The organism is Salinisphaera sp. S4-8 (assembly GCF_040361235.1).
Taxonomy (GTDB): Bacteria; Pseudomonadota; Gammaproteobacteria; order Nevskiales; family Salinisphaeraceae; genus Salinisphaera.
In genome coordinates, this window is the sequence record NZ_APNF01000015.1 from 21,213 (window position 1) to 34,098 (window position 12,886).

General features: G+C 65.1%; 10 protein-coding genes and 1 tRNA gene. 6 read left to right on the top strand and 5 right to left on the bottom strand.

Annotated elements, in window-relative coordinates; all coding sequences use genetic code 11:
- Window positions 1-11 precede the first annotated feature (11 nt).
- Window positions 12-1,490, bottom strand: coding sequence for a membrane-bound lytic murein transglycosylase MltF (mltF, locus tag S4A8_RS17165; protein WP_353221072.1), 1,479 nt, complete (start codon window positions 1,488-1,490; stop codon window positions 12-14).
- 182 nt (window positions 1,491-1,672) lie between these two features.
- On the opposite strand from mltF, the gene S4A8_RS17170 reads away from it, so the two are divergent.
- From S4A8_RS17170 to S4A8_RS17190, 5 genes are all read left to right on the top strand, one after another.
- Window positions 1,673-1,764, top strand: a tRNA-Ser gene (locus tag S4A8_RS17170).
- A 31-nt stretch (window positions 1,765-1,795) separates the two neighbouring features.
- Complete coding sequence (locus tag S4A8_RS17175) at window positions 1,796-2,173, top strand: DUF1820 family protein (protein WP_353221073.1); 378 nt, start codon at window positions 1,796-1,798, stop codon at window positions 2,171-2,173.
- Window positions 2,174-2,195: 22 nt separating this feature from the next.
- Window positions 2,196-2,984 carry an MBL fold metallo-hydrolase gene (locus S4A8_RS17180; RefSeq protein WP_353221074.1) on the top strand — a complete coding sequence of 263 codons (789 nt, stop codon included), beginning with the start codon at window positions 2,196-2,198 and terminating at the stop codon, window positions 2,982-2,984.
- Complete coding sequence (gene purL, locus S4A8_RS17185) at window positions 2,960-6,871, top strand: phosphoribosylformylglycinamidine synthase (RefSeq protein ID WP_353221075.1); 3,912 nt, start codon at window positions 2,960-2,962, stop codon at window positions 6,869-6,871. The genes S4A8_RS17180 and purL overlap by 25 nt, the downstream gene beginning before the upstream one ends.
- 5 nt (window positions 6,872-6,876) lie before the next feature.
- Complete coding sequence (locus S4A8_RS17190; protein WP_353221076.1) at window positions 6,877-7,314, top strand: GNAT family acetyltransferase; 438 nt, start codon at window positions 6,877-6,879, stop codon at window positions 7,312-7,314.
- Here the strand turns inward: S4A8_RS17190 and S4A8_RS17195 are convergent.
- The 4 genes from S4A8_RS17195 to S4A8_RS17210 form a co-directional block, all read right to left on the bottom strand.
- Complete coding sequence (locus S4A8_RS17195; RefSeq protein ID WP_353221077.1) at window positions 7,311-8,870, bottom strand: class I adenylate-forming enzyme family protein; 1,560 nt, start codon at window positions 8,868-8,870, stop codon at window positions 7,311-7,313. The two genes, S4A8_RS17190 and S4A8_RS17195, sit on opposite strands and share 4 nt — an antisense overlap.
- A 534-nt stretch (window positions 8,871-9,404) precedes the next feature.
- A complete protein-coding gene (locus S4A8_RS17200; protein ID WP_353221078.1) occupies window positions 9,405-10,310 on the bottom strand; it encodes an HpcH/HpaI aldolase/citrate lyase family protein in 906 nt (301 codons plus the stop codon).
- The gene (locus tag S4A8_RS17205) at window positions 10,307-10,771 is read right to left on the bottom strand and encodes a MaoC family dehydratase (protein ID WP_353221079.1); all 465 of its coding nucleotides are present in this window, start codon (window positions 10,769-10,771) and stop codon (window positions 10,307-10,309) included. Before S4A8_RS17205 ends, S4A8_RS17200 begins: the two co-directional genes overlap by 4 nt.
- Before the next feature lie 14 nt (window positions 10,772-10,785).
- Entirely contained in the window at window positions 10,786-11,985 is a 1,200-nt protein-coding gene (locus tag S4A8_RS17210) for a CaiB/BaiF CoA transferase family protein (protein ID WP_353221080.1), read from the bottom strand.
- A 161-nt stretch (window positions 11,986-12,146) separates the two neighbouring features.
- On the opposite strand from S4A8_RS17210, the gene S4A8_RS17215 reads away from it, so the two are divergent.
- A complete protein-coding gene (locus S4A8_RS17215; protein ID WP_353221081.1) occupies window positions 12,147-12,884 on the top strand; it encodes an IclR family transcriptional regulator domain-containing protein in 738 nt (245 codons plus the stop codon).
- Window positions 12,885-12,886: the final 2 nt, after the last annotated feature.

Genomic DNA, 12,886 nt, shown 5'->3' on the forward strand with positions numbered 1-12,886 from the left:
TCTGCAAGCGATCAGAACGCAGGCGAATCGATCGAGATCGTTTCCGTATTCTCGGCCTGGGCCTCGCTATTGGGCACGGTGGGTGACTTACCTTCATCCAGTGCCGGCGGCTCCTGGGCGGTGCGGTTGTTGGTCATCCAGGTCAGGATGTCGAAATAGGCGCGAATATTGCCCACATAGGTTGCCGCCTCATGCCCGCGCGCATAACCATAGCGCGTATCCGAGATATAGCGTTCCTGGGTGAGCCAAGGCAGTGCATCGCGCAGGTTCACCCACAGATTCGGGTCGCGACCGCGATCTTCGAGCAGGCGGCGTGCGTCCATCACGTGCCCGTAGCCGATGTTGTAGGCGGCCAGGGCGAACCAGGTGCGATCCGGCTGCTGGATTTCATCGGGCATGCGTTCGAGCATGCGAATAAAATAACGCGCGCCGCCGTCGATGCTCTGGGCGGGGTCGCGTCGATTGGTCACGTTCATGTCGGATGCGGCCGCGCGGGTGAGCATCATGATGCCGCGTACGGTGGTGGGGCTGACCGCGTTCTTGTCCCAGTGTGATTCCTGATAGCCAATCGCGGCGAGCAGGCGCCAGTCCAGGCCGTATTCCTCGCCGGCGCGCTTGAAATAGTCTTCCCACAGGTGCAGGCGGTTATCGACCTGGCGGGCGAACTCGTGCCCGCCGACGAAACCCAGGCGCTTGACGTGACCGAAGTAGCGATCGCGCAGGATATGCAGCCGACCGTTGGCCTTGACCTGTTCGAGAAAGGCGATGGCCTCGTTGTAAAGCGTGTCGTCGTCGGCCATGTCGCCCTGGTCGGGCATGGCCCAGGCGGTGTGCTGGCGTACGTCATCGAGGCTGAACGCGACGCGCAGATTGGGGTAGTAACGCTGGTTCATGTCGACGATATCCTCGCTGGCGATCGTGGCGGTGAGATCGCCGGAGGCCACGCGGTCCATGAGCTCTTCGGTATTGGCCTGGTCGTCGACACTGAATTCGATATCCGGGCGGTTCGCCCGCAGCCAGTCGGCAAAGGCGGTATGCGCGGGCAGCACGAGATCGCCGGACAGATCGGCCAGTTTCGTCGGTTTATGCTTGTAGACGCGGTAGACGACCTCCAGCGCGGCTTCGTCGTAGGGTGGGGTAAAGCGCACGCGCTTACGGCGCGCTTCGCTCACGGCCACGCCCACGCCGAGATGCGCATGCCCCGAGGCCACGGCATCGATAACGGCCTGCTGATCGGGCATGACCACCATGTCGAAGCGCAGGCCGAGCGATTGCGCGAAGTCGCGGATCAGATCGTATTCGAAGCCGGTGGGCCCGTCGGCATCCAGATAGTAGGTGCTCGCGGAATTGACCGTGGCCACGCGCAGCGTGCCGAGGGTGTCGATCTGTTCGAGTAGCCCCGGGCGTTCGATGCAGGTAGCCAGCGCCAGCGTGAGCGCAGCGATGGTAATCAGCTGCAGAATGCGCAGCAATTCGCGCAATCCGGTCATTGCGCGGGGCAGGGCAAACGGCGTCGAAACGCGCTTCGGACGGGTGTCATGGTCATGGCATCAGGCTATCTTGCACGCAAGTGTTGGGAAAGCCGTCGTTATCCTTTAACATACGCGACTTCGCAATAAGCCGGCAGCGAGCGTAGCCCGCAAAAGCGCCGCCAGGCTGAACGAGTTTTACAGGAGAGGTACCGAAGCGGTCATAACGGCACCGACTCGAAATCGGTTGGGGGCTAACCGCCCCACGTGGGTTCGAATCCCACCCTCTCCGCCATCTTTCTTGACCCCCTGGACCCGGCCCTGCCATGTCGTCAGCAGACTCCAAGCAGCGTCTCTACCGCGTGGCCTTCTTCAACCAGGGTGAAGTCTACGAAGTATTCGCGCGCTCCGTATCGCAGGGCGCGCTGTTCGGTTTCGTCGAAATCGAGAAACTGGTCTTCGGCGAGCGCTCCTCGGTCGTCATCGACCCGGCCGAGGAAAGGCTCGCCGACGAGTTCGCCGACGTCGAGCGTTCCTATATCCCCATGCATTCGGTGATTCGTATCGACGAGGTCACCCGGCGCGGCACGGCCCGAGTCACGTCGGCCGACGGCGACAGCAAGGTGCGTCCGTTCCCGGTGTACACGCGCCAGGGGCCGGCCGGCGGCAACCCGGGGCCCGGCGGCGGGCAGGGCGGTCGCTAGTGCGGCGCTGCATGAAGCGCGCATGAGTTCGGCCAACGCAGGCATGCGATTCGCGCTGCTCGGCAGCGGCAGCAAGGGCAATGCGCTCGTCGTGGAATATGGCCAGACGCGGCTGCTCATCGACTGCGGCTTTTCCGCCCGCGAAATGGAGCGTCGCCTGGCCCGCCTGGAACTTACACCGGCGGATATCGATGCGCTGGTGATTACCCACGAGCACGACGACCACTGGCGCGGCGTGTCGCGTTTTTCGCGCCGCCACGAGATCCCCGTGTGGCTCACGCCCGGCACCCAGGCGGCCAAGGCCACCGACGCGCTCGCCGCCACCGAGCTGTATTCCCCGCACGAGCCGTTCGCGATCGGCGATCTCGAACTGTTTCCCTATCCCGTGCCCCACGATGCGCGCGAACCCGCGCAGCTGATCGTGGGCAACGGCGACAAGCGTCTGGGCATTCTTTCCGACAGCGGCTATGCGACCCCGCACGTGCGCGAGATGGTCGATGCCTGCGACGCGCTGGTGCTCGAATGCAATCACGACCCCGAGATGCTGGCCACGGGCCCGTATCCGGCGTCGCTCAAACGACGGGTGGCCGGCAAGCTCGGCCACCTGAGCAATCAACAGGCCGCCGAGCTGTTGACGCAAATCGATGCCACGAGCCTGCAGCAGCTGGTGGTGGCGCATATCAGTGAATCCAACAATCGCCCGGAGCTGGCCCAGGCCGCGCTTGCACAAGCGCTGTCGACCACGGCCGACTGGGTGCATGTGGCCAATCAAAGCGAGGGTCTGTCGTGGCGCAGTCTGGTCAATCGGTAGGCGAACACGAAGTCGCAGCCGTTGAAGTCATCGTCGGCGCGCCGGCGCTGGCAGAATTCGAACTCGAACGCCTGCGCGGCGGCCTGGCCGGCGCGGGCATCGACGTGGCCAGCCTCGTGGCCCGCGAAGTCTTCGTTGCCGCCTTCAACCGCGCGCCGAGCGACGACGATCGCGCGCGCCTGCAGGCATTGCTCGGCGTCGATGCCAACGACGACGTGCCCGAGGGTGTCATCGCGATTCCGCGCCTGGGCACGGTTTCGCCCTGGTCGACCAAGGCCGAGGACATCGCCCGCAACAGCGGCCTCGATGCGCTGTCGCGCCTCGAACGCGGCGTGGTGTTCTCCTTCGGCAGCACGCCCGATTTCGAAGCGCTGGCGCGCAGCGGCGTGCTGCACGACCCGATGACGCAATCGCTGCTCCCCAACGCCGAACGTCTGCCGCGGCTGTTCGACACGCTGGCCCGGCGCGGGCTACGCCGCGTGCCGCTGGCCGATCAGGGCGTGACCGCGCTGCAGACCGCCAATCGCGACTGGGGACTGGCGCTGGCCGACGAGGAAATCGAATACCTCGCCGAACAGTATCGCGCGCTCGATCGCGACCCCACCGACGTCGAGCTGATGATGTTCGGCCAGATCAACTCCGAGCACTGCCGGCACAAGATCTTCAACGCCGAATTCACCATCGACGGCGAAACCCGCGCCAAGTCGCTGTTCGACATGATCCGCGATTCGCATCGCGCGGCCCCGCAGGGCGTGCTCTCGGCCTATCGCGACAACGCGGCGGTTGTCGAAGGCCATGTCGCCACGCGCCAGCTGGTGGGCACGGATCGCGTCTATCGCCTGCACGAAGAGCCGGTGCACGTGCTCATGAAGGTGGAAACGCATAACCACCCGACTGCGATCGCCCCGAACCCGGGGGCGGCCACGGGCGCGGGCGGAGAGATTCGCGACGAAGCCGCCACCGGGCGCGGCGGCAAGCCCAAGGCCGGGCTGACCGGTTTTTCGGTCTCCGATCTGCGTCTGCCGGGCGATATCCAGCCATGGGAAACCGACGACGCCCGTCCGGCCACGATCGCCACGCCGCTGGAGATCATGCGCGAAGCCCCGATCGGCGCGGCGCGCTACAACAACGAATTCGGCCGGCCGGCGCTGGGCGGCTATTTCCGGAGCTTCCAGTACGAATCCGAAGCCACGGGCGTACGCGGCTATCACAAGCCCATCATGATCGCCGGCGGCATGGGCAACGTCCGCCCCGACGACGTGGAAAAACATGCCGTGCCGGTCGATGCCGCACTGATCGTGCTGGGCGGCCCGGCCATGCTCATCGGCCTGGGCGGCGGGGCGGCTTCATCCATGGCCAGCGGCACCTCGTCGGCCGAGCTGGATTTTGCCTCCGTGCAGCGCGCCAATCCGGAAATGGAGCGCCGCTGTCAGGAAGTGGTCGAAGGCTGTATTGCACTCGGCGCGGCCAACCCCATCGCCTCCATTCACGACGTGGGCGCGGGCGGGCTGTCCAATGCGCTGCCCGAAATCATCGATGCCGACGATCGCGGTGGACGTATTCGCCTGCGCGACGTGGACGCGGCCGACGTGAGCCTGTCGCCGATGGAGATCTGGTGCAACGAATCGCAGGAGCGCTACGTGCTGGCGATCGCGGCCGACCAGCTCGATGCGTTCGAAGCGCTCTGTGCCCGCGAGCGCTGCCCCTATGCCGTGGTCGGCAGCGCTACCGCCGAGCCCCAGCTGACCGTCGAAGACGAAGAAGCCGACAGCGATGATGCGCGCTATCCGGTAGACATGCCCATGGGCGTGCTGCTTGGGCGCACGCCGCAGATGCAGCGCGACGTTGCGCACCAGAATCTCGATCTGGCGGCCTGGGATCACAGCGCGATCGATATCGCCGAGGCCGTCGAGCGCGTGCTGCGCGTGCCGAGCGTGGCCAGCAAGGCGTTTCTGATCACCATTGGCGATCGCAGCGTGGGCGGCATGACCGCCCGCGACCAGATGGTGGGGCCCTGGCAGGTGCCGGTCGCTGATGTGGCCGTGACCACCACCGGTTTTACCGGCGACACCGGCGAAGCCATGGCCATGGGCGAGCGCACGCCGCTGGCCCTGATCGATGCCCCGGCGTCGGGTCGCATGGCCGTGGCCGAAGCGGTGACGAATATTGCCGCGGCGCGTATCGACAAGCTCACCGATATCCGCCTCTCGGCCAACTGGATGGCGGCCTGCGGCGAGCCGGGCGAAGACGCTCGGCTATACGACACTGTGCAGGCGGTCGGCGAACAGCTCTGCAGCGAACTGGGCCTGGCGATTCCGGTGGGTAAGGATTCGCTGTCCATGCGCAGCGTCTGGCGCGACGACAACGGCAACGAACGCCGCATGAGCGCGCCGCTGTCGCTGATCGTATCGGCCTTCGCGCCGGTAGGCGCGGCCCGTGCGACGCTCACGCCGCAGCTCGTCGCGCCGAGCGAGGCGAGAACCGCGCTGGTGCTCGCCGATCTGGGCAACGGCCGGAATCGCCTCGGCGGCTCGGTCTTCGCCCAGGCGTATGGTGCGCTTGGCAACGTCGCCCCCGATCTGGATCAGCCCAAGCAGCTGCGCCAGTTCTTTGGCGTTGTCCAGCGGCTGGCGAGCGAGGATCGCATCAAGGCCTATCACGACCGCAGTGACGGCGGCCTGCTGGCCTGTGTCGCCGAAATGGTGTTCGCCGGCCGCGTGGGCGCAGATATCGCCCTCGACGATCTCGGCGACGACGCGCTGGCGGCGCTGTTCAACGAAGAACTGGGTGCCGTGCTGCAGGTGGGCGCGGACGATGCCTCGGTCGTCGTCGGCGAGCTGCGCGCTGCCGGTTTGACCGCGCATGCGATCGGCACCGTCACCGCCGAGCCGGGCCTCGTCGTACGTCATGCAGGCCAGACGATTTACCAGAACACGCGCGCCGCGCTCGAACGCTGCTGGGCCGCAACCAGTCATGCCATGGCCCGACTGCGCGACGACCCGGCCAGCGCCGATGAGGCGTTTGATGCGCTACTCGACGACGCCGATCCGGGCCTGGCCGCCGAGCCCGCGTTCGACTTGAGCGACGACGTGGCCGCGCCGTTCGTGAATACCACGCGTCCGCGGGTCGCCATCCTGCGCGAGCAGGGCGTGAACGGCCATAATGAAATGGCCTGGGCGTTCTCGCGGGCCGGCTTCGAGGCCGTCGACGTGCATATGAGCGAGATCGCGGCCGGTCGCGATCTGTCGGATATGCAGGGTCTGGCCGCCTGTGGCGGTTTCTCCTATGGCGATGTGCTCGGCGCCGGCCAGGGCTGGGCCAAATCCATACTGTTCAACGCCGGTGCGCGCGCGGCCTTTGCCGATTTCTTCGAGCGGGAGGAAACCTTCACCCTGGGCGTGTGCAACGGCTGCCAGATGCTGGCCGCACTGGCCGAGATCATCCCCGGCACCGATCACTGGCCGCGTTTCGTGGCCAACGCCTCGCGCCAGTTCGAAGGGCGGACCAGCAGCGTGGAAATCGTGGACTCCAAGGCTGTGCTGCTCGACGACATGGCCGGCACGCGCGTGCCGATCGCGGTGGCCCACGGCGAAGGCCGGGCCGAGTTCGCGGATGCCAACGATCTGGATATGCTCGCGGCCAACGGTCAGGTGGGGATGCGCTATATCGATGGGCGTGGTGCGCCGGCGAGCACCTATCCGGCCAACCCGAACGGCTCGCCGCAGGGCGTGACCGGCCTGTGCAACGCCGATGGGCGTGTGTTCATCACCATGCCGCACCCTGAGCGCGTCACCCGCAGCGTGAATCTGTCCTGGGCGCCAAAGGGCTGGGGCGAGCTCAGCCCCTGGGCACGGCTGTTCGGCAACGCCCGGCGTTTCGTCGGCTAGGCGGCATGGCGCCCGAAGCGCAGGTGTCGTTGCGTGCCTTTCGACGCAGCGACACGGATGCGCTGGTGGCCCTGTGGCACGCCTGTGGCCTGACACGCCCCTGGAACGACCCGTATCGCGATATCGAGCGTAAGCTGGCCGTCGATCCTGAGCTACTCGTTGTCGGCGAGCGCGGCGACGAAATCGTGGCCAGCATCATGATCGGCTATGAAGGCCATCGTGGCTGGATCAACTATCTGGCGGTCGCGCCGGGCTGCCAGCGCCAGGGCATCGGGCGCCGGCTCATGGCGCATGCCGAAAAGGCGTTGCGCGAGCGCGGCTGCCCGAAAATCAACCTCATGATCCGCGACGGCAATACCCAGGCGATGGCGTTCTATCGTCGCCTGGGTTATGTCGAAGATGCCGCGACTGCGCTCGGTAAACGCCTCGAAGCCGACGGTTAGGCGTTTTCGCTGTAGATGCGGCGCAAGTCCTTGCGCGACACCTTGCCGATCGCGTTGCGTGGCACCGCATCCACCACCCGGGTATCGCTCAGACGCTGGAACTTGCCCAGCCGTGCGTTGGCCCAGGCCTGAATCGATTCGGCGTCGATATCCGCGCCCGGGGCGAGGGTCACGAAGGCCACGGGCGTTTCGCCCCACTGTGCGCTGTCCACGCCGAATACGGCCACGTCGGCCAGGGCCTCGTGTTCGCGCAGCACGGCCTCGATATCGCTGGGAAAGATATTGAAGCCGCCGGAGATGATGGTTTCCTTGGCGCGGCCGACGATATTCAGGAACCCATCCTCGTCGAAATAACCGATATCGCCGGTCCGAATGAAGCGGGCGCCGGTCTCGGGCTCGTACCATTCGGTCGCCCGGGTACGCTCGGCGTCGCCGTGGTAGCCGCGCATGATGAAGCCGGAATGGCCGACGATTTCGCCCACGCGGCTGCGCTCGATCTCGATGCCGTCTTCGTTGATGATGCGAAGCTCGTGGCCCGGCATGGGCTGGCCCACGGTATGCAGCTTGTCCGGATGCTCGTGGGCGACCAGCATGCAGCTGCCGCCACCTTCGGTCATGCCATAGAACTCCAGCAGCCCGCCCGGCCAGCGTTCGAGCACTTCGGCCTTCACGTCGGCGCCGAACGGCGAGCTGGTACAGCATTTGATCTGAAAGCTCGACAGATCGGTATGGTCGAAGTCGGGATGATCGAGCAGGCGCCGGTACTGCACGGGCACGAGCATGGCATGGGTGGCATGGTGCTGTTCGGCGAGCGCCAGAAAACGCCCGGCATCGAACTTGGGCATGAGCACGAGCGTGCCGCCGGCGGCCAGTGCGGGCATGAAGCTCACCAGCGTGGTATTCGAATACAGCGGCGTGGAGACCAGCGTGACCGAGCTTTCGTCGTAGAGCTTGACCACGCCGCCCGCGATCTGCGGCCAGCGCAGGCGGTTGGTATGCACGATGCCCTTGGGTGCGCCCGTCGTGCCGGAGGAATAGATGATGTTGAAGATCGTGTCCGGGTCGGGCTCGACCGGCTTGGGTGTTGCGCTCGTATCGGCGAGCCAGTTGTCGATCGGGGTATAGGCCCCATCATCATTGATGCCGACCGGGCGAATCGCCGAACGCGCGGCGAGCGCCTCCTGCGCGTTGCGGCCGTAGTCGTCGACAAAGGCGAAGGTCGCGCCGCTGTTGTCGAGCATCAGCCCCAGGGCCTCGGACGTGCTTGAGGGCGCCAGCGGCGCAAACGAGCCGCCGGCACGGAGCGCGGCGAGCATGGCCACGACATAGTCGATGCTGTTTGCGGCGCACAGGGCCACGACGTCGCCGGGCGTGAAGCCATCGCGCTGGAGCGCGGCGACCGCACGATCGACAAGCCCGTCCAGTTCGCCGTACGTAACGCTGTTTTCGGGGTCGATCAGTGCAACGGCGTCGGGCCGGGCACTCGCGTGTTCATGCACACGGCCGGGCAGGGTGCCGAATTCGTCGATGGCCGTGGTCGGGGCGTAGGTCGACATGGAATCTCCTCTTGCAGCAACGTCTGTCTATGGCCGCTGGGTTGTAATCGTTGTGCTGCGAAGTCTTGCACGGGGCACGCATCGTCGCAATTCGAATGAAACGACGTTTCAATCTGGCGTGCCGCGTTATGCCTCGGTGCCACCGCAGGCCGGCGAATGGCCCGCAAACGAAGCTCGGTTTATTTGCATAGCCATACAGGGAAAGCGTTGCGTCACAAGATCTTTGTCCGCGAATAAACGCCAATAAACGCGAATGTCACTCGGCGTTGGCAGGCTTGGCGGCATCACTGTTTCAAGCGCCACGCCGATACAGCGGCGCGGAATACGGCCGTCTATGTGGCTGTCACGGCGATACCACGCCGCGTGTCGCTGACTTGCATTCGCGTGTCTTCGCGTTCATTTGCGGACAACCTGCTTGCTTGAGGGCGTCCCACTGAGTTTCATACATGCTCAGCGTTATTTCGCGGACAAGATTCTTTTCGTGAGCGAAGTCGAGTAAAACGCAGACGTCAGCGATTCGATTCGCGCGTGGCGCTATGCCGACGATCCGCGCGCACGGGCGAGGATACGGCGGGCCACATCGAAATGCGGCTGGTCGACCATGCGTCCGTCGAGTTGAAAAGCCGCCGTATCGGGATTTTCATCGACCAGTGCCTGAACTCGTGTCGCCCAATCCAGGGCGGCCGCGCTGGGCGCGAGGCCGCGGTGCAGCGTGTCGAGCTGGGCCGGGTGGATGGCCATCTTCGCGGTAAAACCCAGTTCGCGGGCATAGTCGCATTCGCGTTCCAGGGCGTCGAGATCACGAAAGTTGGCGCTGATTGCGTCGATGGGCTCGACACCGGCGGCCGTGGCCATGAGCAAGCAGTGGCGCTGCATGGCGGCGGTGAGTGCGGCATGGGCGTCGGTCGTGCCGGCAATCGGCGGTCGTGCCAGCGCGGCCGACATATCCTCCATGCCCCAGCTATAGCCACGTAGCCGTGCATGACCACGGGCCAGGCTTGCGGCCTGTTCGCCCACGACCGCTGCCGGACTTTCGGTGATGATGCCGACGATGCCGATCGGGTCGCGGTCCAGGGCGTCGCGTGCTTCCAGCGCGTCCAGCCAGGTGCCCATGCGTTCCAGCTGTGCGTGGCATTCCAGCTTCGGATGGACGATACCGGCAACGCGGGCCAGCGGTAGGCCTGCAAGCTCGGTTAGCGCTTGCGCCGGATCGCTGGCGTTCACCCGTACCCAGAGCGCGGGGCCGCTCGCGTGCGAGTCGCGAGATTGAAGAAATTCGACCGTGGTTGCCAGCGCTTCGTGCTTGCGAGCGGGCGCGACCGAATCCTCCAGATCCAGAATCAGCGCCTCGGCGCCCGATTCGACCGCCTTGGCCATCTTGTGCGCCGAATCACCCGGTACGAACAGGTACGAGCGCGGGCCGATCATGGGCGTGTTCATGTCGAGGCCTGCGTGGGGGCGCGACGCATCATCGCCTGGCGCCGACAGTTGGCCACTTCCGTGCCGTCCTGCTTGAACGCGCGGTGGATGAAATCGACGATGCCGACTTCGGGGCGCGAACGGCTTTCGCGCAGACCGGCGACTTCGGTGACCACGTGCACGGTATCGCCATGAAACAGCGGCGCCGGAAAACGCGTGTCGCTCATGCCGAGATTAGCCACCGTGGTGCCCAGCGTGGTGTCGTTCACCGAAATGCCGATCATCAGCCCGAGCGTGAAGAGGCTGTTGACCAGCGGCTGGCCGAATTCGGTCTGCGCGGCGAAGTCTCGGTCGATATGCAGCGGCTGCGGATTCATGGTCATGCCGCAGAACCACATGTTGTCGGCCTCGGTCACGGTGCGGGTGAGTTCGTGCTCGAAACGCTGGCCTTCGTGAAACTGTTCGAAATACAGACCGGGCATCAGGCTCTCCTGGCTTATTCGTTGGGCAGACGCAGCGCGCCGGCGACCACCAGCGCATCGATCGTGGCATCGTCCATGCCGTAGTCGTGCAGTACCGTACGGCCATCGATGCCCAGCTGCGGTGCCGGGGTGTCGGGCCGGGTGGGGGCATCGATGAATCGTAACGGTTGGCGCAGGGTATTGATGGCCCCTTCGCTGGGATGCGCGACCCGCTGGAAAAAGCCGACCGCGGCCAGATGCGGATCGTCGAGCAGATCTTCCAGGCGGTTGACCGGCCCGCAAGGGATGTCCAAACGTCGGAACTCGGTCAGCCATTCGGCGGACGTGCGTGCGGGCATGGCATCGGCCAGGACGGCATACAGTTCACCGATGCGCTCGCTGCGTCGGGAGGCATCACATACCCAGTCGGCCTCGGCGAGATCGTCGCGGCCGATCAGGCGCAGAAATCTTACCCAATGACGAGTCGAATACGGCAGCGCCGCGATGTGACCGTCTGCGGTGCGATGCGGACGCCGATGCGGCGAGGTGAGGCGGTCGTAGCGCAGCGTGCCCTCGGGCGGCTCGAAGATGTGCCCGGATAGATGCTCGACGAGCATGAACGACGCCAGGCTTTCGAACATCGCCGCCTCTACGGCCATGCCTTGGCCGGTACGTTCGCGCGAAAGCAGCGCGCCGAGAATACCGGCCAGGGCATACAGCCCGGCGACCTTGTCGGTGAGGATCGTGGGTAGCAGCTGCGGTTCGGCGTCGGGGTCGATATTCATCGAGGCAAAGCCGGTCATGGACTGGATGACATCGTCGTAGGCCGGATCGTTCGCATACGGGCCGTCGCTGCCAAACCCCACCGCTGCACAATAGATCAGCCGGTCGTTAAGTGCGCCAAGGCGCTCGTAGCCCAGATCGAGTTTTTCGATCGCCTGCGGGCGCATGTTGTGCAGGAAAACATCGGCATCCGCGACCAGCCGATCCAGCGTCGCCTGCCCCTCGGCGGTCTTCAGATCCAGGGATATCGAACGCTTGTTGCGATTGAGGTTGAGATAACCCGCGCCCATGCGGGGGCTGCGCGCCGGTGCGGCCGCACGAAAGATATCGCCATCGGGCGATTCGATCTTGATCACGTCGGCGCCGAAGTCCGCCAGCATTTGCGAGGCGAATGGGCCGAATACGACCGTGCTCAGGTCGAGCACCGTAATGCCTTTCAACAATTCGAACATTCGAAGTCCCTGCGATTCGATCGGATCGGGCGAGGAGCAGGTAGGCGCCCGCACGAGGTGTTCTACGCGCCGAGTCTTGCACGCCGGGTTTCGGGCTGCAATAATTTTGGAACGATGGTTCACTAGGTGAAACTTTGGCGTACGCGCCCGTCACGGCACTGATGCGAGGATTGACAATCCTTGAGACGGTTAATCGACTAGGACCGGTACGATTGACGGATATCCAGGCGGCCACCGGTTTGCCCAAGGCGAGCGTTCTGCGCGTGCTGGATACCCTGCGCCATGGCGGTTATGTAACCACCACGCCCGATGGGCGGGGCTATCTGGTGGCCGCGCGCACGTTGGCGCTGTCCAACAACTACGAGGCCGACGAAGCGCTGATTGCCACCGCCGCGCCCATTCTTCAGGAACTGCGCGACGCGACCGGCTGGCCCTCGGATCTGGCGTTCTATCAGGCCGGCAAGATGGTGATTGCCGATACCAACCGCCAGCCGGGCAGTTTCTCGGTCAATCGCAAGATCGGTACACGCGTTTCGGTCATGCTGACCGCGATCGGGCGGGTGTATCTGGCCTTCTGCGAAGCCGACGAGCGCAACGCGATCATCGACACGCTGGTTGCCGGTGACGATCCGGACGAGCGCAGCGCCCACGACCGATCGGCCGTGAACGCATTGGTGGCCCGCACACGTGAATGCGGCTACGCGGTCAACGAGCGCGAGTCGGTTTCCACCATCCGCGCCGCCGCGGTGCCCGTGATGCACCAGGGCCGCGTACTGTGTGCGTTCAATGTCATCGCGCAGGCCCAGGCCGTGCCCATGCCGATTTTCGAAAAAACATATATTCCCATGCTCATGCAGGCGCGTGCGCGTATCGAAACCGCGTTGGCCGAGGGCGGCTGATG

Coding starts and splice junctions, on each gene's coding strand:
- mltF (WP_353221072.1), bottom strand. CDS start 1,490: ATGACCGGATTGCGCGAATTGCTGCGCATTCTGCAGCTGATTACCATC.
- S4A8_RS17175 (WP_353221073.1), top strand. CDS start 1,796: ATGTCGTCAGCAGACTCCAAGCAGCGTCTCTACCGCGTGGCCTTCTTC.
- S4A8_RS17180 (WP_353221074.1), top strand. CDS start 2,196: ATGAGTTCGGCCAACGCAGGCATGCGATTCGCGCTGCTCGGCAGCGGC.
- S4A8_RS17190 (WP_353221076.1), top strand. CDS start 6,877: ATGGCGCCCGAAGCGCAGGTGTCGTTGCGTGCCTTTCGACGCAGCGAC.
- S4A8_RS17195 (WP_353221077.1), bottom strand. CDS start 8,870: ATGTCGACCTACGCCCCGACCACGGCCATCGACGAATTCGGCACCCTG.
- S4A8_RS17200 (WP_353221078.1), bottom strand. CDS start 10,310: ATGAACACGCCCATGATCGGCCCGCGCTCGTACCTGTTCGTACCGGGT.
- S4A8_RS17205 (WP_353221079.1), bottom strand. CDS start 10,771: ATGCCCGGTCTGTATTTCGAACAGTTTCACGAAGGCCAGCGTTTCGAG.
- S4A8_RS17210 (WP_353221080.1), bottom strand. CDS start 11,985: ATGTTCGAATTGTTGAAAGGCATTACGGTGCTCGACCTGAGCACGGTC.
- S4A8_RS17215 (WP_353221081.1), top strand. CDS start 12,147: ATGCGAGGATTGACAATCCTTGAGACGGTTAATCGACTAGGACCGGTA.